Genomic DNA, 18,807 nt, shown 5'->3' on the forward strand with positions numbered 1-18,807 from the left:
ATGTCAGGCAAATTCAAGAAACAGCTGTCCTTGCTGGACCTCACGTTCATCGGCCTCGGCGCCATCTTCGGCTCCGGCTGGCTGTTCGCCGCCAGCCACGTGTCGGCCATTGCCGGGCCGGCCGGCATCCTCTCCTGGTTCCTCGGCGGCTTCGCCGTACTGCTACTGGGCATCGTGTACTGCGAGCTCGGCGCCGCGCTGCCACGCGCCGGGGGTGTGGTGCGCTACCCGGTGTACTCGCACGGCCCACTGCTCGGCTACCTGATGGGGTTCATCACCCTGATCGCCTTCTCTAGCCTGATCGCCATCGAAGTGGTCGCCTCTCGCCAGTACGCGGCGGCCTGGTTCCCCGGGCTGACCGAGGCCGGCTCCAGTGACCCCACCGTGCTCGGCTGGTTGGTGCAGTTTGCCCTGCTGGGGCTGTTCTTCTTCCTGAACTACCGCAGCGTCAAGACCTTCGCCAAGGCCAACAACCTGGTCAGCGTGTTCAAGTTCATCGTGCCGCTGCTGGTGATCGGCGTGCTGTTCAGCTTCTTCAAGCCAGAGAACTTCGAGGTCCAGGGCTTCGCCCCGTTCGGCATGTCCGGGGTGGAAATGGCTGTGTCGGCTGGCGGCATCATCTTCGCTTACCTGGGCCTGACACCGATCATCTCGGTGGCAAGCGAAGTCAAGAACCCACAGCGCACCATCCCCATCGCGCTGATCCTCTCCGTGCTGCTGTCCACCGCGATCTATGCGCTGCTGCAACTGGCCTTCCTCGGCAGCGTGCCAACCGAAATGCTGAGTGACGGCTGGGCTGCGGTGACCAAGGAACTGGCCTTGCCCTACCGTGACATCGCCCTGGCACTGGGCGTGGGCTGGCTGGCCTACCTGGTGGTGGCCGATGCGGTGATCTCCCCCAGCGGCTGCGGCAACATCTACATGAATGCTACGCCGCGTGTGGTCTACGGCTGGGCCCAGACCGGCACCTTCTTCAAGTACTTCACCCGCATCGATGCAGAATCCGGCATCCCGCGCCCGGCCCTGTGGTTGACCTTCGGCCTGTCGGTGTTCTGGACCCTGCCGTTCCCCTCGTGGGAAGCGCTGATCAACGTGGTATCCGCTGCCCTGGTCTTGAGCTACGCCGTGGCCCCGGTCACCGTTGCCGCCCTGCGCCGCAATGCGCCACAGATGCCGCGCCCGTTCCGGGTCAAGGGCATGGCCGTACTCGGCCCGCTGTCTTTCATCATTGCCGCGCTGATCGTGTACTGGTCGGGCTGGAACACCGTGTCGTGGCTGCTGGCCCTGCAGATCGTGATGTTCGTGCTGTACCTGCTGTGTGCTCGTTTCGTCCCCACCCAGCACCTGTCGCTGGCCCAGCAGGTGCGCTCCAGCGCCTGGCTGATCGGCTTTTACGCGGTGACCATCCTGCTGTCCTGGCTTGGCAGTTTCGGCGGCCTGGGTGTGATCGGCCACCCGTTTGACACTGTAGTCGTCGCGGCCTGCGCGCTGGGCATCTACTACTGGGGCGCCGCGACTGGCGTGCCTGCCCACCTTGTGCGCCTGGAAGGTGAAGACGAAAGCGAAGCCAGCGCTGACACCCCTACCTGCAACCCTGCTGCCGTCGCTTCCTGATCTTTTACGCAAGGGACAAGCCATGAAACAGATTCACGTCATCGACTCTCACACTGGCGGCGAACCGACCCGCCTGGTGATGAAGGGTTTCCCGCCACTGCACGGCCGCAGCATGGCCGAACAGCGCGACGAACTGCGCGAGCTGCACGACCCCTGGCGCCGCGCCTGCCTGCTGGAGCCACGTGGCAACGATGTCCTGGTCGGCGCGCTGTACTGCCCACCGGTTTCGGCCGACGCGACCTGCGGGGTGATCTTCTTCAACAACGCCGGCTACCTGAACATGTGCGGCCACGGCACCATCGGCCTGGTCGCCTCGTTGCAGCACCTGGGCCTGATCGAACCGGGCGTGCACACGATCGACACCCCGGTCGGCCAGGTCAGCGCGACCCTGCATGAAGACGGCGCCATCACCATCGGTAACGTGCCCTCCTACCGCTATCGCCAGCAGGTTGCAGTGGACGTGCCCGGCCATGGCCTGGTGCGCGGCGACATCGCCTGGGGCGGCAACTGGTTCTTCCTCGTTTCCGAACACGGCCAACGTATCGAGCTGGACAACCGTGAGGCCCTGACCGAGTACACCTGGGCCATGCTCAAGGCACTCGAACAGCAGGGCATCACCGGTGAAAACGGCGCAGCCATCGACCACGTCGAGCTGTTCGCCGACGACGCCAACGCCGACAGCCGCAACTTCGTGATGTGCCCCGGTAAAGCCTACGACCGCTCGCCCTGCGGCACCGGCACCAGCGCCAAGCTGGCCTGCCTGGCCGCCGACGGCAAGCTTGGCGAAGGCCAGACCTGGGTCCAAGCCAGCATCACCGGTAGCCAGTTCCATGCCCGTTACGAGCGCGACGGCGAGCGCATTCGCCCGTTCATCACCGGCCGCGCCTACATGACCGCCGACAGCACGCTGCTGATCGACGAACAAGACCCCTTCGCCTGGGGCATCTGAGCCCCGACGTTTTCGCCCCCTTTCGCCAGGAGTAACAACAATGACTGATAGCATCTTCACCGGCACCATGCCCGCCCTGATGACCCCGTGCACCGCCGCGCGCAAACCGGACTTCGACGCCTTGGTGCGCAAAGGCCGCGAGCTGATCGAGGCCGGCATGAGCGCCGTGGTGTACTGCGGTTCGATGGGCGACTGGCCACTGCTCACCGAAGCCGAGCGCCAGGAGGGTGTGGCCCGCCTGGTGGCCGCCGGCATCCCGACCATCGTCGGCACCGGCGCGGTGAACACCCGTGAAGCGGTCTCTCATGCCGCTCACGCGGCCAAGGTCGGTGCCGCCGGCCTGATGGTCATCCCCCGTGTGCTAAGCCGCGGTGCCTCGCTGATCGCCCAGAAGCACCACTTTTCGGCCATCCTCGCTGCCGCACCCAAGCTGCCAGCGGTGATCTACAACAGCCCCTACTATGGCTTTGCTACACGCGCCGACCTGTTCTTCGAGCTGCGCCGCGAATACCCGAACCTGATCGGCTTCAAAGAGTTCGGCGGTGGTGCCGACCTGCGCTACGCCGCCGAGCACATCACCTCCAAGGATGACGACGTGACCCTGATGGTGGGTGTGGACACCCAAGTGGTGCATGGCTTCGTCAACTGCAACGCCACCGGCGCCATTACCGGCATCGGTAACGCCCTGCCGCGTGAGGTGCTGCACCTGGTAAGCCTGAGCAAGCAGGCGGCCAAGGGCGATGCGCAGGCCCGTCGCCTGGCCCGCGAGCTGGAAGCGGCGCTGGCGGTGCTGTCGTCGTTCGATGAAGGCTGCGACCTGGTGCTGTATTACAAGCACCTGATGGTGCTGAACGGCGATAGCGAGTACAGCCTGCACTTCAACGAAACCGATGTGCTGACCGACGCTCAGCGCAACTATGCCGAACAGCAGTACGCGCTGTTCCGCAACTGGTATGCGAGCTGGTCGGCCGAACAGAACATCGCCTGAGCCGCCAGTGCTTTCCTTGTGGGAGCGGCCGTGCCGCCCCCACGACGTCCTTGATACCCAAATCTGATTTCCAAGGAGGCTACATGCCCCTCACAGGCAACCTGCTGATCGGCCAAACGCCGGTAACCGGCAGCCGCGAAGCCATCCGCGCCATCGACCCGGCCACCGGCCAGGCGCTGGAACCGGCCTACCTGGGCGCCAGCGATGAGCACGTGGCCCAGGCCTGCGCCCTGGCCTGGGCGGCGTTCGATGCGTACCGCGAAACCACGCTCGAACAACGGGCACAGTTTCTCGAAACCATCGCCACGCAGATCGAAGCGCTGGGCGAGCCCCTGATCGACCGCGCGGTGGCCGAGAGCGGCCTGCCGAAAGCGCGCATCCAGGGCGAGCGTGGCCGCACCTGTACCCAGTTGCGCACCTTCGCCCGTGTAGTGCGGGCTGGTGAATGGCTGGATGTGCGCGTCGACAGCGCCCTGCCAGAACGCCAGCCCTTGCCGCGCGCCGACCTGCGCCAGCGCCAGGTCGCCCTTGGGCCGGTAGCCGTGTTTGGTGCCAGCAATTTCCCGCTGGCCTTCTCGGTGGCCGGTGGCGACACCGCCTCGGCGTTGGCTGCCGGCTGCCCAGTGGTGGTCAAGGCCCATAGCGCCCATCCTGGTACCAGCGAACTGGTTGGCCAGGCAGTGGCGCGAGCGGTGCAGCTGTGCGATTTGCCGGGCGGCGTATTTTCGCTGTTGTATGGCTGCGGCCATGAAGTCGGCGTTGCGCTGGTCAGCGACCCACGCATCAAAGCCGTTGGTTTTACCGGCTCTCGCAGCGGTGGTATCGCGCTGTGCAAGGTGGCCCAGGCACGCCCGGAACCGATCCCGGTGTACGCCGAAATGAGCTCGATCAACCCGGTGTTCCTGTTCGAGGCCGCCCTGCAGGCGCGCGCCGAGGCGCTGGCACAAGGCTTCGTCGCCTCACTGACCCAAGGTGCCGGCCAGTTCTGCACCAACCCCGGCCTGGTGATCGCCCGCCAAGGGCCGGCGTTACAGCGGTTCATCGACGCGGCAAGCGAACACGTTGGCCAGGCCGCTGGGCAGACCATGCTCACACCGGGCATCTTCAGTGCTTACCAAGCCGGTGTCGGTGGCATGGCGGAAAACGCCAATGCCCGGGTTGCGGCCAGTGGTCAGGCTGGACAAGGCCCTAACCAATGCCAGGCGCAGTTGTTCGTGACCGAGGCCGAAGCCTTCCTGGCCGACCCAACCTTGCAGGCCGAGGTGTTCGGCCCATCGTCACTGGTGGTGGCCTGCGCGAGCGATGAACAGGTACGCCGGGTGGCCGAGCATCTGGAGGGCCAATTGACCGCGACCTTGCAACTGGACGATGCCGACATCGACCGCGCCCGCGCGCTGCTGCAAACCCTTGAACGCAAGGCCGGGCGCATTCTGGTCAATGGCTGGCCGACCGGAGTCGAGGTGTGCGATGCCATGGTCCACGGCGGGCCGTTCCCGGCCACCTCCGATGCCCGCACCACCTCGGTGGGCACGGCGGCGATCCTGCGCTTCCTGCGCCCGGTGTGCTACCAGGACTTCCCCGATGCGCTGCTGCCGCCGGCGTTGAAACACGGCAACCCGCTGCAGCTGCGGCGCCTGCTCGACGGCACCCGGGAAGGCTGAACATGGTCGACACCTCTGAAGCCGATATCGCCGTGGTCGGCGCCGGCATTGTCGGCGTCGCCTGCGCCCTGCAACTGGCCCGCCAGGGGCGCCAGGTCGTGCTGTTCGACCGCCAACCGCCCGGCCACGGAGCCTCGTACGGCAACGCCGGGCACCTGGCCACCGAGCAGGTGTTCCCCATCGCCGACCTATCGATACTCAAGCGCCTGCCACGCATGCTGCTGGACCCGATGGGCCCACTGCGGTTGGACTGGAAATACCTGCCCAAGGCCCTGCCCTGGTTCGCCCGCCTGCTGCTCAACCTGCGCCCGGAGCCCTTCCAGCGCAGCGTGGCCGGCATCCGTGCGTTGAACGAAGGCAGTCTGGCCGCCTGGCAGCGTTTGCTCGGCTCCATCGGCCGCAGCGAGCTGTTCAAGGAAGACGGCTCGTTATTGGTGTTCGAGCGCGCCGATTCGCGCTCGGCTCTGGAGGCGTTGTTGGCCCGGATGCAGCAACAGGCGGTGCCGGCCGAATTCTGGTCGGCCGACACGGTGCGCGCTGCTGCGCCGGAGTTGACCCCGTCCATCCTCGGTGGCTTGTTTTTCCCCCGCACCGGGCATTTCATCGACCCTTACCGTGTAGTCATTGAGTTGTTCGAAGCCGCCAAGGCGGCTGGCGTACGCTTCGTCCAGGCGCAGGTCGATGGCGGGCAACTCAATGGCAATGGCGTGCAGCTCAACAGCGTTCAGGGTACGTTCCACGCGCGCCAGGTGCTGATCAGTTGCGGCGCGCACTCAGCGCAACTGACCACGGCTCTGACCGGCATAAGCGTCCCGCTGGATACCGAGCGTGGCTATCACCTGATGCTGCCTGGCGAGCACCAGCGCTTGCCATTCGCCGTCACCTCGCTGGAGCGCAAGTTCATCATGACGCCGATGGCCGAGGGCTTGCGCCTGGCTGGCACGGTGGAGTTCGCCGGGCTCGATGCACCGCCGAGCATGCAGCGGGCGTGGCAGTTGCACCGCTTGAGCAAGGGTTTGTTCCAGCGCGAATTGAATGCCGAAGGCGCGACCCCGTGGATGGGGTTTCGGCCTTCGCTGCCGGATTCGCTGCCGGTGATCGACCGGGTGTGTGATGGGCGCGTGCTGTTAGCGTTTGGGCATCAGCACCTGGGCTTGACCCAGGCGGCGGTGACAGCGGAATGGGTGGGTGGGTTGGCTGAACGGGAGCCTCGGGCCGAGTTGAAGCGTTACCGGCTGGATCGGTTTTGAGACGGGGCCGCTGTGCGGCCCCTGCAGCAATCAGCGATAACGCTCAAGCCAGTGCGCGTAAGGCGCAGGCAACGTCCACGAAGCTTTGTCGACGCCCAGTTCCTTGGCCGCGAAATATGCCCAGTGCGGGTCGGCCAGGTGCGCACGCCCCACCGACACCAGGTCGAGCTGATTGGCCTTCAACGCCCCCTCCGCCAACTGCGGCGTACCAAAGCCCCACGCCGAAGTCACTGGCAAACCCGCCTCACGACGCACACGTTCAGCGATCGGCCCCATAAAGGCCGGGCCCCATGGAATGTTGGTTTCCGGGATGGTGAAGCCAACGCTGACGCTGAGCAGGTCCAGACCACCAGCCTTGAACAGCCGGGCCAACTCGATGGACTCCTCCAGCGTCTGCTCATCACGGCCGTCGTATTCCAGCACGCCAAAGCGGGCGGTCAACGGCAGGTTTTCCGGCCACACCTCGCGCACGGCTGCCAGGGTTTCCAGCAGGAAGCGGCTGCGGTTCTCGAAGTTGCCGCCGTAGGCATCGGTGCGCTGGTTGGAGTGCTCGGAGAAGAAGCTCTGCCCCAGGTACCCGTGAGCGAAGTGCAGCTCGATCCATTCAAAGCCTGCATCACGCGCCCGGCGTGCCGCATCGACGAAGTCCTGCTTGACCCGGGCAATGTCGTCCACGGTCATTTCACGTGGCACTTTCGGCAGGTTGGCGCCGAAAGCGATGGCCGACGGGGCGATGGTGGCCCAGCCTCGCGCGTCATCCGCAGCGATATGGTCGTCACCTTCCCACGGGCGGTTGGCACTGGCCTTGCGCCCCGCGTGGGCAATCTGGATGCCCGGCACCGAGCCTGCCGCCTTGATCGCCTGCACCACCGGCACGAAGGCCTGGGCATGGGCGTCGCTCCAGATACCGGCACAACCAGGGGTGATGCGCCCTTCTGGCGCCACCGCAGTGGCCTCGACCACCAGCAGGCCGGCGCCACCACGGGCCAGGCCAGCATAATGCACCTGATGCCAATCGTTGATGACACCGTCCTCGGCCATGTACTGGCACATCGGCGGAATGGCGATGCGGTTACGCAAGGTCACGTCTTTGAGGGTATAGGGTTCGAACAGTGCAGACATGGAAAACTCCGGGGTCATCCGAATACGATAGTTCGATCATAATCGAACTATGGCAATTAATGAAACCCCCGTTATCATGACGCCCATGCGAGCCTACAAACATCCCACCGCTGAAGACCTGATCCTCGAGCGCCTGCTGTATGCGCTGAGCGACCCTGTACGTATGGAAATCGTGCGCCACCTGGCGGGCGTGGCGGAAGCCAGCTGCGGCGAGCTGGACGGTGGCCGGCCGAAGTCCAGCATGTCCCATCATTTTCGTGTGCTGCGCGATGCGGGGCTGGTGCAAACACGCAATGTGGGCACCACCCATATGAACTCACTGCGCAGCGAAATGCTCGAGGCACGCTTCCCCGGTTTGCTGGAGTGCATTTTGCGTCAGCGCTGAGCCAAGGCTGACAGCGCGACCGGAACGGGCAAAAAAAAACCACGAGGTCTCCCTCGTGGCTTTTCGTTCACAACACTAACGCTTACAGCGCCATGTCGTTCTCTGGCTTGCTTTCAACCGGCTGGCTCGCACCTGTGCTGGTTTCGACGCTCTGGTCGATGACCGGCGGCTTCTGCAGCTGCAGGACTTCAGCGGTGTAGTTCCACTCTTTCTGCGTGGCCGCTGCCGAATCGTTGAGCTTGGTGCCGTAGCTCGGCACGATCTCTTTGATCTTGGCTTGCCATTGCGGGGTGGCGACTTTGTCTTTGAACACGGTTTCCAGCACGTGCAGCATGATCGGCGCGGCGGTCGAGGCACCTGGCGATGCGCCCAGCAAGCCGGCGATGGTGCGGTCTTGCGAGGCCACCACTTCGGTACCCAGCTTGAGCACGCCGCCCTTGTCGGCGTCACGCTTGATGATCTGCACGCGCTGACCGGCCTGCCACAGCTTCCAGTCTTCCTTCTTGGCGTTCGGGAAGTAGGTGCGCAGCGCTTCGAAGCGGTCGTCGTCCGACAGCATCAGCTGGCCAGCGAGGTACTCGACCAGCGGGTACTGATCGATGCCGACCTTGGTCATCGGCCACACGTTGTGCATCGTGGTGCTGCTGAGCAGGTCCAGGTACGAACCGTTCTTCAGGAACTTGGTCGAGAAGGTGGCGAATGGCCCGAACAGGATCACGCGCTTGCCGTCCAGCACACGGGTGTCCAGGTGCGGTACCGACATGGGTGGCGCGCCCGTCGAGGCGATGCCATAGGCCTTGGCCATGTGCTGCATGGCGATGGTCGGGTTCTCGGTCACCAGGAACGAACCGCCGACCGGGAAGCCTGCGTATTCCTTGGCTTCAGGAATGCCCGATTTCTGCAGCAGCTTCAGCGCGCCGCCGCCGGCACCGATGAACAGGAACTTGGCGTCGGTGGCCGACTCGGTTCCGTCCTTGAGGTTCTTGTACTCGACGTGCCAGGAGCCGTCCTCGTTGCGGGTGATGTCCTGGACTTCGCTGGACAGCTTCAAGGTGAAGTTGTCCTGGGTCTTCAGGTGGCCAACGAACTGGCGGGTGATCTCGCCGAAGTTGACGTCGGTGCCCAATGGCGTCCAGGTCACGGCCAGCTTCTGGTTCGGGTCGCGGCCTTCCATCATCAGCGGGACCCACTTGGCGATCTGCGCGTGGTCCTCCGAATACTCCATCGAGCGGAACAGCGGGCTCGCCTGCAGCGCGTCATAACGCTTCTTGAGGAACTTGATGTTGTCATCGCCCCACACGAAGCTCATGTGCGGAGTGGTGTTGATGAACGAATGCGGGTTCTTCAGCACGCCCTGACGGACCTGCCACGACCAGAACTGGCGGGAGATCTGGAAGGCTTCGTTGATTTCGATGGCCTTGGAGATGTTGACGTTGCCGTCTTTGTCTTCCGGGGTGTAGTTCAGCTCAGCCAGCGCGGAGTGGCCGGTGCCGGCGTTGTTCCAGCCGTTGGAGCTTTCTTCGGCGACGCCATCCAGGCGCTCGACCATTTCCATCGACCAGCTTGGCTCCAGCTCGTGCAGCCACACGGCCAGGGTGGAGCTCATGATGCCGCCGCCGACCAGCAGCACATCGACTTTTTTGGTTTCTGCGGCGTGCGCTTGCATGAAGCTCGCAGCGACAGCCAAACCCAGCAAGGTTTTGCCAGCTTTCTTGAACATTGATCAATTCCAGTCTGTAGAACGGAGGACGGGCCTGTGGCTGGCCCAGGTGCTTCGTGTTCTTGTGCGCAGGCTTTTTGTGATCATTGTTCAGCGGCTTGAAGAACGAGAAAACGACTCAGGCTTTTGTCGTATTGACCGACAGGGCTGAATCGTTTCGCTGATTGTATCTGAAATGCCAGCACAAACAAATTGCGAGCGCGTAAGCAAGGCGGCAGGTTGTCCCAGCGGCAGGTTGTCACGCCAGAAACACAAAAGCCCCCAGCCATGTGCATGACTGGGGGCTTTGGAGCAGCTCAGCGCGTTTCGGCAGCCCGTTGAAAGACGCAATACTGCAGGCCAACTTACGCCGCTGGCCTGCATCGATAAGATCACCCTGCAGCGGTTGATGCTGAGAGCAATCGTTACATATCAAATGCCGAAGGCAGCACAATCATGTCCCGAATAGTCACATTACGCGGACGCGTGAGCATGTACATGACTGCATCGGCTATGTCGGATGGTTCGATCAGGCTACCGCTCGCCTTGGCCTTTTTCAGGTTTTCTTCCGGCCAATCGGCCAGCAGTGCACTGCTGACCGGGCCAGGCGACACGGCGCCGACCCGGATACCGTGAGCCTTGACCTGGCGGCGTACCGTCTGCACGAAGCAGTTGACCGCCCACTTGGAGGCCGAGTACACCGGCTCCCAGGGAACCGGAAAGTGACCAGCCACCGAGCCTGTGACCAGAATGTCGCCCGTGCCCCTCTCAATCATGTGCGGCAACACATCATGCACATTCTTGATCACGGCATTGACGTTGAGATTCAGCATGCGGTCGATGGCCGCCACATCCGTATCAGCCAGATCACCGCCCACGTAGCAACCTGCGTTGGCATACAGAATGTCGAGTTGGCCGGCCTTCGCCAGCACCCCCGGCAGCAACGTTGCACAGCGTTCAGGCACCAGCAGGTCGATCACAAGCGGCATGGCCGCCTTACCCAGGCGCTCACATGCGCTGGCCAATGCGGCTTCATCCCGATCGATCATGACCACCCTGGCGCCGGCCGCCACCATCGCCTCGGCCGATGCCAGGCCTATTCCTGACGCAGCGCCGGTAACCGCTGCCACTTTACCTTCGAGTTGCGTTACCATTCGCCACCTCCCTGCCCCTGACGTACAAGAGCACTTTGATTATTTTTATGTAGACGTTTACATATCACTCAACTCGTTTTCGGGTTCAATCTGACGCCACCTGTGCGCCAAATGTCAACGTCTACATTTTTAACCAGATATGTACCTGCCTACCGTTGGAGGTCAGAGCAGTAGCTGCCCTTCAATGACTTGATCGCGCAGCGGTTGCGACGGATCGTCGATCTGGCCAAGCAACAGGTTGATTGCGCCAACCCCCAACTCGACGCTGCTATGGCTGATGCAAGGGATGGGTTGGCCGTAGATCTCGGCATAGTGCACCTGGTCGATGCTGAACAGTGCGATGTCATTGCGGCTCAAGCCAACCTCGCGCATGGCCTGCAGCGCACCCAAGGTCATGAGCGCATTGAGGCCAAAGATGACATCGGGCCACTTGCCACTTTGCAGGTAGTCACGCACCACATCACGTGCTGGCGCCTGGGTGTAATCACCATGCACGACCTCCAGCACGGTGGGCTCTGGCCACTGCTCCAACGCGCGGCGAATGCCTGCCAACCGCGCCAGGGAAATCTTTGAGCGTTGGGGCCCAGCCACGACCAGCAGCCGGCGCCGCCCTTGGGCCAACAAGGCACGCGCCCCCTGATAACCGCTTTGCTCGTTGTCCAGATAGACGCCGGCAAACGGCGCACCGGTAAGCTGCCGATCGATCTGGACGACCGGGATGGCGGCCATCTCCAGCTTGGCCAGATAGCTCGGCTGGTAATGGTCGTCGTCGCTGATCACCGAGAGGATCAGCCCGGCAACCTGATAGCTGAGCAGCGTGTCGATAGCCCGCGCCTCCAGCTCTGGTGAGCCATCGGTATCGAATAGCATCAAGGTATAGTCGCGCTTCTTCGCCTCGCGCGTTATCGCCTTGATGATCTCGCCGTAGAACGGGTTTTCCAGGCTTGCCGTGACCAGGCCCAGCAGGCGGCTCTCGCGGTTCTTGAGGTTGCGGGCAAAGGCATTGGGCACATAGTTGAGCTCTTTGGCCACCTTGAGGATGAGCTCCAGCGTCTGCTTCTTGACCTTCTCTGGCTGGTTGAGCGCCCGCGACACCGTGACAGTAGTCATGTTCACGCGCTTGGCGATGTCGGTGATGGTGGCTTTGCCTGGTCTGGTCATGAACGCTCGATGGTGGCTGGCGGCGGGCGCCATGATTTTCAGCGATTGTACTCCAGGCCACAACCGTGCCATGCATATTGTGGTGACAATCGCGTTGTGCTAGCGTTTTAAAATGTTGACGTTAACACTTGCAGCCAAGGATAGATCGGACACAACTAATCCTGCCATCGGATAAAAATCGCTAAAAAATGTAAACGTCTACATAGGCCCCACGCCAATAATAAAAGGGACAACAATGGACTACGTGATTGGTGTCGACATCGGCACGCAAAGTACCAAGGCTCTCTTGATGTCTACCGAGGGTGGAATACTGGCCCAGGCCTGCGTCAGTTACCAGGTCGAGCAACCTCGCCCATTATGGGCGCAGCAATGGCCGCAGGTGTGGCTGGACGCTGTCTACGAAGCGGTCGCGACCAGCATCCGCCGCAGCCAAATACCAGCCGCCCAGGTCAAAGCCATCTGCATCAGCAGTCTCTACGGTGGCTCGGGCATCCCGGTGGATGCCGACATCAACCCCTTACACCCCTGCCTCATCTGGATGGACCGCCGAGCCATCGCCGAAGCCGACTGGGTCCGCGAAAACGTGGATGTCGAGCAGTTGCAGCGCATAACGGGCAATGGTGTCGACAGCTACTACGGCTACACCAAGATGCTCTGGATCAAGCGCAACCAGCCAGAGGTCTGGGCCAACGCACGCTACCTGCTGCCGCCCAACAGCTTTGTGCAATACCACCTGACCGGCGAGCTGGCCGTGGACCACAGTTCAGCGGGCAATATCGGCGGCATCTACGACCTCGCAACGCGTGGCTGGTCGCCTCTGATGCTCGATGCCCTGGGCATCGACGCCCGTCTGATGCCGCAACGCCTGGTTGCACCCGGGCAGGTCATTGGCAGCCTGCTACCGGCTGCGGCGCAACGGCTAGGGCTCCAGCCAGGCACAAAGGTAGTTGCCGGCGGAGTCGATGCAGCCATGGCCACACTCGCTGCAGGGGTCTTTGCGCCAGGCAACCATGTCGCAATGCTGGGCACCAGCATGTGCTGGGGCTTTATCAAGCAGCGCACCGATGCCTGCAAAGGGCTGATCAACATGCCTTACGTCTACGACGCTGGCGACAACATCTACAGTTTCGGCGGCGCCATTACCGCCGGTGCAGCAATCAGCTGGTTCCGTGAGCAGTTCTGCGCACAGGAAAAGCAGGCAGCTGCCCTGTCACCCGGCGCCGATGTGCACCAACTGATGGAGCAGGACGCTGCCAACACACCGCCCGGTGCAGACGGCCTGTTTTTCCTGCCCTACCTCATGGGCGAGCGCAGCCCCATCTGGGATGCCAAGGCATCGGGGGCCTATATAGGGCTGTCGCTGTTCCATCACAAGGCGCACCTGTACCGCGCAGTATTGGAAGGGCTGGCGTTTGCCTTGCGCCACAACATGCAGATGGGTGAACAGGCAGGGCTGCAGCTTGATCCGCATTTGATCGTGGTAGGGGGTGGCACGGCCTCGAACCTGTGGATGCAGATAATCGCCGATATTACCGGCTACACCGTGTTCACCATCGAGGAGCAGGTCGAAGCGCCGCTGGGCGGTGCCATGCTCGCGGCACTGGCAATTGGCGCCATCGAGGACGTCGCAACCATCCGCCACTGGCGCACCCTGCGACGCCGAGCCGATCCCAACCTCGCCAACAAAGCCCTGTATGACCGGATGTTCGTTCATTACTGCGCGGCCTACCACGCCCTGAAACCCATCATGCATGGGCTGGCAGACCAGGCCACACACCTGCCCGAGCCATCAGGTTCCGTACAGCCCACGGCTGTCTGACATCAACCACCAAAGGGTTCCACCATGCCAGCTTTGCTCAGCCAGTTGGAGCAGTACAGCACAGTGGTCGCCGACACCGGCGATCTTCAGGCCGTTCGCCGCTTCGCCCCTCGCGATGCAACCACCAACCCCTCGCTGGTGCTCAAAGCCGTGGTGACGGGACACTACGACACATTGCTCCACGACCTCTGCGCCCTGGCCAAAGCTGCCGACCTACCGCGTGCGCAGGCAATCGAGCAACTGTCCGACCAGCTGATCGTGGCTTTGGGCTGCGACTTGTTGCAGCACGTTCCCGGCCGGGTATCGAGTGAGGTCGATGCGCGGCTGTCCTTCGATACACAGGCGAGCCTGGCCAAGGCCAGGCGCTTGGTTGCGCTGTACGAGGCGGCGGGCGTACCACGCCAGCGCTTTCTCATTAAGCTCGCCGCCACTTGGGAGGGCATTCGCGCGGCCTACGAGCTGGAGCGTGAGGGCATCCAGTGCAACTTGACGTTGATCTTCAGCCTTGCCCAGGCACGCGCCTGCGCCGAAGCAGGCGCATTCCTGATCTCACCTTTTGTTGGCCGGGTACTGGACTGGCATCGGCGCACTTACCCGGGCAGGGAGTACGCGCCGGCATCGGAGCCTGGGGTTCAGTTGGTGGCGGCCAGTTACCGCTTCATGCGACGCCACGGTTACGCAACTTCAGTGATGGGTGCAAGCTTTCGCAACGTCGGTGAAATCGTAGCGCTGGCAGGCTGCGATCGGCTAACGATCAGCCCCGCCTTGCTGGAAGAGATGGCAGTGACCAAGGGCAGCCTGCAGGCCGCGCTCGCCGCCCCCGTCGAACATCAGGCACCGCCCTCGCCACTGAGCGAGGCCGATTTTCGCTGGCAGATGAACGAAGACACGATGGCAACCGAGCAGCTGGCTGAAGGGATTCGGGGGTTTGCGGCGGACCAAAGCAAACTGGAGGCGCTTATTGCACGACGACTGGGCGAGCACTGAGGATAGGCGTGACGAGTTCGCAGCAACGGCCTCCCTGGCGTTGTGATCCGGCAGGCCCCGCCGCTAACGGCGACATCGCAAGGCAGTGATATGGGAAGTAGGCGGGGCACAACGAAAAAGCCCCTGAAAATTCATCGCTTTCAGGGGCTTTTCTACTACATGTATGGCGGAGAGATAGGGATTTGAACCCTAGGTACTGTTGCCAGTACAACGGATTTCGAATCCGTTTTCGGCCCCATATTTTGTTTAGGGTATTTCTGTAATTTCAATAGAATCAGCAGCTTGGACACAGCATGACACAACAGCACTCCACACCATTCGGGGGATTCATTCCCCCAAAATTCCCCCAGGCCAGCTGGTAAGCTCCAATCTTGACTAGCCTGCGGAAGATGCAAATGAAATCTGTCAGCGATCATCCTCTCTCCCCTCAGCAAGAGATGGTCACCGCCTTGAAGGCGGTGGCGGACGGCCTCGCCGATGAATCAGACAGGGGAACGGTTGTTTTAGCGGCGGCTTGGCTTGACGAATCCTTGACCGCTATTCTCACGTCCTACATGGCGCCTGTTCAAAAAAAAGATGACCTTCTCGCACCAGGACGTGCGCTTGGAGACTTTGGCACCAAAATTTTGCTTGCCGAGCGTCTCCGTCTAGTGCATCCGTCATTGCTAAGGTCTCTCGATATGATACGGAAGCTTCGAAACGACTTTGCTCATATCGCGAGTGATCTAAATTTCGAAACTCAAAGCGTCAAGGCGCGCATCAACAACTTTTTTCAGGAGAACACAGACCTGATACAAATAATGGGAGAAAGTTTGGCTGCGGGCGGCCTAATTATAGGAGAAGGTAAGGCGATCACAAAAGAACACATGCTCAGTCACCTCAGTACCAAGAAGCTGTTCGGGTACTTATGCGCTTGGTTAAATGCAGCTCTGGCTCTTGTCAAATTTCACCTCAAACCAGCAGAGCCGCAGTTTGATCTAAAGAAACCTGCGCCCTAGCGGCAGCTGAGCACGGCGGCTTCAAGCTGTCGCTCATAGCCAATCCGCTGCCGGCGCTCGGCCAGCAACGCCCGCACCTTAACCTCCAAGCTGTCGGCTTTGCGCAGGCCGGCAGCAGCCCATGGCGGTACCGCAACCTCCGGCGCGCGGCACGGAACCTGCACCGGAACCTCGACGCGCACGTACTGCATCTGCGGCTCGACCTTTCCGGCGCACCCCGTAAGTCCCAGGGTCAACACTAGTCCGCTCCCACAGGTAAGTTCCCGGATTACGCGGCCTGCAGCTTGAAACATGGCCATTCCGCTCCCACACTTTCGCGAGTTCACCACCAGCATCATAGGTCCAACTCCTTGTCGATGATCAATGCAGCCGCCGCGCATTGGTCGCCACCGGTGCGCTCCTGCTGCAGCCGGTTAGCCGCTGCGTATTCGACCTTGGCGCTGGCCTTCGACTCACTCACGGCTCGTTCCGCCCGGTCCTGGCGGGCCTGCGCGGCCAGGGTCAGGTCACCCAGTGCCTTACCCTGTTCCTGCGCCAGGCTTGCAAGGTTGTCGCGCGCAGCGGTGCATTGGGCGGACTGGTCCTGCTGGGCGTCCAGCAGCGGCCGGAAGTGGCTAGTGGTGACCCAGGTGCCCATGGTCATGCCGAGCAGGATCAGCAGGCCGGCCCCTGCAGTTCGCGCCAGCCAGGCATTCATGCCAGTGCCCTCCGCACGCCCTCATCGATGATCGCCGGCGGGTATGGGTTGCCGCCGTTCTCGTGGATGATGATGCTGACCACCATCCTGCGCAGCGTGGCCGGGTCCTTGATATTGATCGGGTCGGTGGTGCGCACGCCCAGGCGCTTGGCCACGGCAGCGGCATAAGCTTGGGTGTCGTTTTCGTTGCTAGGTGCCCAGCGGTTGATCGTTTCGAGCACGGTGTCGATGCCCTTCCCGCCCACGCCGGGCATGCCGTCTTTGCCCCGGTAGTTGATCAGCAGCTTGCCCAAGGCACGGATGCCGTTCTCGGGCGTGTCGAAGATAGCGAAGCGGCCACCAGGTTCTTTGCCGATCTGGCCCTGCCAGTCGTTGCGGGGGTTGAAATCTATGTTGCCGGGGTTGCGGTTGCGCACGCCCCGGGGCTGGGATTGGGTCATGGGTTTTCTCCAGGCAAAAAAATACCGCCAGGCGGCGGTCGGTGATTTCGGGCGGGTCAAGCCGGCGGCGCGGGCCAGTCGATCGCAATGGGATAGCCTTCCTGCTCAGGAACCCGGCTCAGCGCAACGCGGTATTTTTTCCAGAGCTTGAGGCGCGCCTCCTCGTCCGCAGTCGCTTCGTCGATGTCGACCGCATCCTGCAGCGGGGCAATAGCGTCGTCAGCCACTTTGCGTAATCCGGCAATCTCTGCCTGAACTTGCTCGAGCAAAGCAGCAGCGGCAACGGTCTCTTTCATTGCGGCCGTAATCATCATGGACCAATGAATGTTACTCATCAGCAACCACCTCGGCTTCGATTGGGTTAGGTTCGGCCTCAACCAAAGGGGGTTCCTCGGGAGCAGGGAGGCTGGGTTGCGGGAGGTCTACCGTGCCGTCATCAGTCAGGACAATCGGCTGCGGAAATCTGGTTTCTTCCGGGGCATCAGCGCCATGGGGGAGAATGAGGGTCAAGTGAAGCTCCCCGCCGATGCGGTCGACTTGCCCCGAGAACCATTTCGACGATATGGCCTCAGCCGGCAGGGTCGCACCCTCCAGCAGCGGACCGAAGTCAAACACCTCACCGTTCACGTAAAGTAGATCGCCTTCGCGGTCTACCATCAATTCCTCGTCCATCCGGACAGGCGACAAGTTGATGATCATCAGAACCACCTTCCGATTGCTAGTTGTGTGCCGGAAAACGCAGTAGGTGCAGCAGTCGGAGAAACATACTGTAAGGTTGCGTTCGTTAGTGTTTTAGTATTACCCGCAAACCAACCGTAGGATGAACTATCCACAGCAGTACCCGTAACAATAGGCAAGCTTGCAAATGTGGCCGGGAATGTCCACGTGACGGGGCCGCGATACAGCCCCGTGCCGCCAAAAGCTACCATGGAGGGAACCGTAGTTATACTTGCAGTAAGCCAGCATATCATCGTACCGTCAGCGTACTTAGTGTACTCTCCATTGGTGTTACTGCCGCGCTCTATGATTGCACCAGTAGGAACACCTCCACTTTGTGAAACGGGGCCTAGTATATCTACTTGCGAAAATAGCCGTGCCCAGTTGCCGAGCGTGGAGCCGTTACCTACGCGCCAATAAACTCCCGCCCCCGCACCGTAAGACATTGCTAACTGCGACCGGACAATAGACGACCGATAGAAGTTGATGCCCATAGGATACTGGCCCTGCGCGGTTGGCCAGTCAGGCGGCGCAGAGTCTTGCGCGGAAAACAAGGAATGCGCTACTAGTGCATCAAGTCGGCCGCCAGTCGGTATTGTGCCGAGGGACACACCCAGACCATGATCGCCTACCCGCAACACCCGACCCGCAGCGTTATCAGTAGTGGAAGTTGTCAGTGTGCCAGTAGCGGCTGTCCCGATGGAGGAAGCATTGACAGACTCCTCCCAATCGTACCAAACGCTGTTGTTACGACGTCGAAACCACATGCGATTGGACGTGTACGCAAAGACGACCTGATATCCAGACACTGTGCCGTTGAAGCAGACATTCAAGCACGAAGAACCCGAAGAAGCGCCTGAGGGAACGTTAGCCGTCGCGCTGGAGATATTGTAGGTAGCGTTTACGTTACAGTCGTTCAAGTTGTTGTTGGGCGCAGCGATACCTTGGGCGCCGCCCAACCCAAAAGCGCCGCTTGTCATAACACGGCCAGCAGCAGCATCACTGGTACTTATTTGGAGGCTGGCTGTGGCGGCCGTGCCCAACCCAAGGGTGGTGCGCTGAGCAGCGGCATCGGCGTCGTCAAGCAGTGCACGGCCTGCTGCGGTGAGCGGGGCCATGGCTAGTGTGTTGGCACCTGTGCTGTACATCAGCTGGTTGGCGGCCCA

The 18,807-nt window shown here is 61.9% G+C and carries 18 protein-coding genes; 9 read left to right on the forward strand and 9 right to left on the reverse strand.

The window, feature by feature from the left end:
- From ACIPZC_RS25140 to ACIPZC_RS25160, 5 genes are all read left to right on the forward strand, one after another.
- A complete protein-coding gene (locus tag ACIPZC_RS25140) occupies nucleotides 1-1,614 on the forward strand; it encodes an APC family permease (RefSeq protein WP_400630196.1) in 1,614 nt (537 codons plus the stop codon).
- Between the two features lie 22 nt (nucleotides 1,615-1,636).
- Nucleotides 1,637-2,563, forward strand: a complete 927-nt coding sequence (locus ACIPZC_RS25145; protein ID WP_400630198.1) for a 4-hydroxyproline epimerase — start codon at nucleotides 1,637-1,639, stop codon at nucleotides 2,561-2,563.
- Nucleotides 2,564-2,603: 40 nt separating this feature from the next.
- Nucleotides 2,604-3,551 carry a dihydrodipicolinate synthase family protein gene (locus ACIPZC_RS25150; RefSeq protein WP_267818059.1) on the forward strand — a complete coding sequence of 316 codons (948 nt, stop codon included), beginning with the start codon at nucleotides 2,604-2,606 and terminating at the stop codon, nucleotides 3,549-3,551.
- A gap of 83 nt (nucleotides 3,552-3,634) precedes the next feature.
- Nucleotides 3,635-5,212: an aldehyde dehydrogenase (NADP(+)) gene (locus ACIPZC_RS25155; protein ID WP_400630201.1), complete on the forward strand. Its 1,578-nt coding sequence runs from the start codon at nucleotides 3,635-3,637 to the stop codon at nucleotides 5,210-5,212.
- A gap of 2 nt (nucleotides 5,213-5,214) precedes the next feature.
- Nucleotides 5,215-6,462: an NAD(P)/FAD-dependent oxidoreductase gene (locus tag ACIPZC_RS25160; protein ID WP_400630203.1), complete on the forward strand. Its 1,248-nt coding sequence runs from the start codon at nucleotides 5,215-5,217 to the stop codon at nucleotides 6,460-6,462.
- 30 nt (nucleotides 6,463-6,492) lie between these two features.
- Here the strand turns inward: ACIPZC_RS25160 and xenA are convergent, their stop codons facing one another.
- A complete protein-coding gene (xenA, locus tag ACIPZC_RS25165; RefSeq protein WP_400630205.1) occupies nucleotides 6,493-7,584 on the reverse strand; it encodes a xenobiotic reductase XenA in 1,092 nt (363 codons plus the stop codon).
- Nucleotides 7,585-7,633: 49 nt separating this feature from the next.
- On the opposite strand from xenA, the gene ACIPZC_RS25170 reads away from it, so the two are divergent.
- Entirely contained in the window at nucleotides 7,634-7,969 is a 336-nt protein-coding gene (locus tag ACIPZC_RS25170) for a helix-turn-helix transcriptional regulator (protein WP_267818067.1), read from the forward strand.
- Nucleotides 7,970-8,051: 82 nt separating this feature from the next.
- Here the strand turns inward: ACIPZC_RS25170 and mqo are convergent, their stop codons facing one another.
- The 3 genes from mqo to ACIPZC_RS25185 all read right to left on the reverse strand — a co-directional run bounded on the left by mqo (nucleotide 8,052) and on the right by ACIPZC_RS25185 (nucleotide 11,983).
- On the reverse strand, nucleotides 8,052-9,689 hold the full coding sequence (gene mqo, locus ACIPZC_RS25175) for a malate dehydrogenase (quinone) (RefSeq protein WP_267818069.1): 1,638 nt from the start codon (nucleotides 9,687-9,689) through the stop codon (nucleotides 8,052-8,054).
- Between the two features lie 404 nt (nucleotides 9,690-10,093).
- Nucleotides 10,094-10,798, reverse strand: a complete 705-nt coding sequence (locus ACIPZC_RS25180) for an SDR family oxidoreductase (protein WP_400630208.1) — start codon at nucleotides 10,796-10,798, stop codon at nucleotides 10,094-10,096.
- 186 nt (nucleotides 10,799-10,984) lie between these two features.
- Complete coding sequence (locus ACIPZC_RS25185) at nucleotides 10,985-11,983, reverse strand: LacI family DNA-binding transcriptional regulator (RefSeq protein WP_241805995.1); 999 nt, start codon at nucleotides 11,981-11,983, stop codon at nucleotides 10,985-10,987.
- A 235-nt stretch (nucleotides 11,984-12,218) separates the two neighbouring features.
- Between ACIPZC_RS25185 and ACIPZC_RS25190 the strand changes: the two genes are divergently transcribed.
- From ACIPZC_RS25190 to ACIPZC_RS25200, 3 genes are all read left to right on the forward strand, one after another.
- The gene (locus ACIPZC_RS25190; RefSeq protein WP_400630210.1) at nucleotides 12,219-13,802 is read left to right on the forward strand and encodes an FGGY-family carbohydrate kinase; all 1,584 of its coding nucleotides are present in this window, start codon (nucleotides 12,219-12,221) and stop codon (nucleotides 13,800-13,802) included.
- 24 nt (nucleotides 13,803-13,826) lie between these two features.
- Nucleotides 13,827-14,789 carry a transaldolase gene (gene tal, locus ACIPZC_RS25195; protein ID WP_400630212.1) on the forward strand — a complete coding sequence of 321 codons (963 nt, stop codon included), beginning with the start codon at nucleotides 13,827-13,829 and terminating at the stop codon, nucleotides 14,787-14,789.
- Nucleotides 14,790-15,184: 395 nt separating this feature from the next.
- A complete protein-coding gene (locus ACIPZC_RS25200; RefSeq protein WP_400630214.1) occupies nucleotides 15,185-15,787 on the forward strand; it encodes a hypothetical protein in 603 nt (200 codons plus the stop codon).
- On the opposite strand, the gene ACIPZC_RS25205 is transcribed toward ACIPZC_RS25200, so the two are convergent.
- From ACIPZC_RS25205 to ACIPZC_RS25225, 5 genes are all read right to left on the reverse strand, one after another.
- On the reverse strand, nucleotides 15,784-15,978 hold the full coding sequence (locus ACIPZC_RS25205) for a hypothetical protein (RefSeq protein ID WP_400630225.1): 195 nt from the start codon (nucleotides 15,976-15,978) through the stop codon (nucleotides 15,784-15,786). The genes ACIPZC_RS25200 and ACIPZC_RS25205 overlap by 4 nt on opposite strands.
- A 143-nt stretch (nucleotides 15,979-16,121) precedes the next feature.
- Nucleotides 16,122-16,484 carry a hypothetical protein gene (locus ACIPZC_RS25210; RefSeq protein ID WP_400630215.1) on the reverse strand — a complete coding sequence of 121 codons (363 nt, stop codon included), beginning with the start codon at nucleotides 16,482-16,484 and terminating at the stop codon, nucleotides 16,122-16,124.
- The gene (locus ACIPZC_RS25215) at nucleotides 16,481-16,924 is read right to left on the reverse strand and encodes a structural protein P5 (RefSeq protein ID WP_400630217.1); all 444 of its coding nucleotides are present in this window, start codon (nucleotides 16,922-16,924) and stop codon (nucleotides 16,481-16,483) included. The genes ACIPZC_RS25210 and ACIPZC_RS25215 overlap by 4 nt, the downstream gene beginning before the upstream one ends.
- 56 nt (nucleotides 16,925-16,980) lie before the next feature.
- A complete protein-coding gene (locus tag ACIPZC_RS25220) occupies nucleotides 16,981-17,259 on the reverse strand; it encodes a tail fiber assembly protein (RefSeq protein WP_400630219.1) in 279 nt (92 codons plus the stop codon).
- Nucleotides 17,252-17,623 carry a hypothetical protein gene (locus ACIPZC_RS25225; protein ID WP_400630221.1) on the reverse strand — a complete coding sequence of 124 codons (372 nt, stop codon included), beginning with the start codon at nucleotides 17,621-17,623 and terminating at the stop codon, nucleotides 17,252-17,254. The genes ACIPZC_RS25220 and ACIPZC_RS25225 overlap by 8 nt, the downstream gene beginning before the upstream one ends.
- Between the last annotated feature and the right edge of the window lie 1,184 nt (nucleotides 17,624-18,807).

Origin of the sequence: Pseudomonas sp. NPDC089743, assembly GCF_044748785.1 — a bacterium.
In the GTDB taxonomy this organism is placed as follows: domain Bacteria; phylum Pseudomonadota; class Gammaproteobacteria; order Pseudomonadales; family Pseudomonadaceae; genus Aquipseudomonas; species Aquipseudomonas putida_X.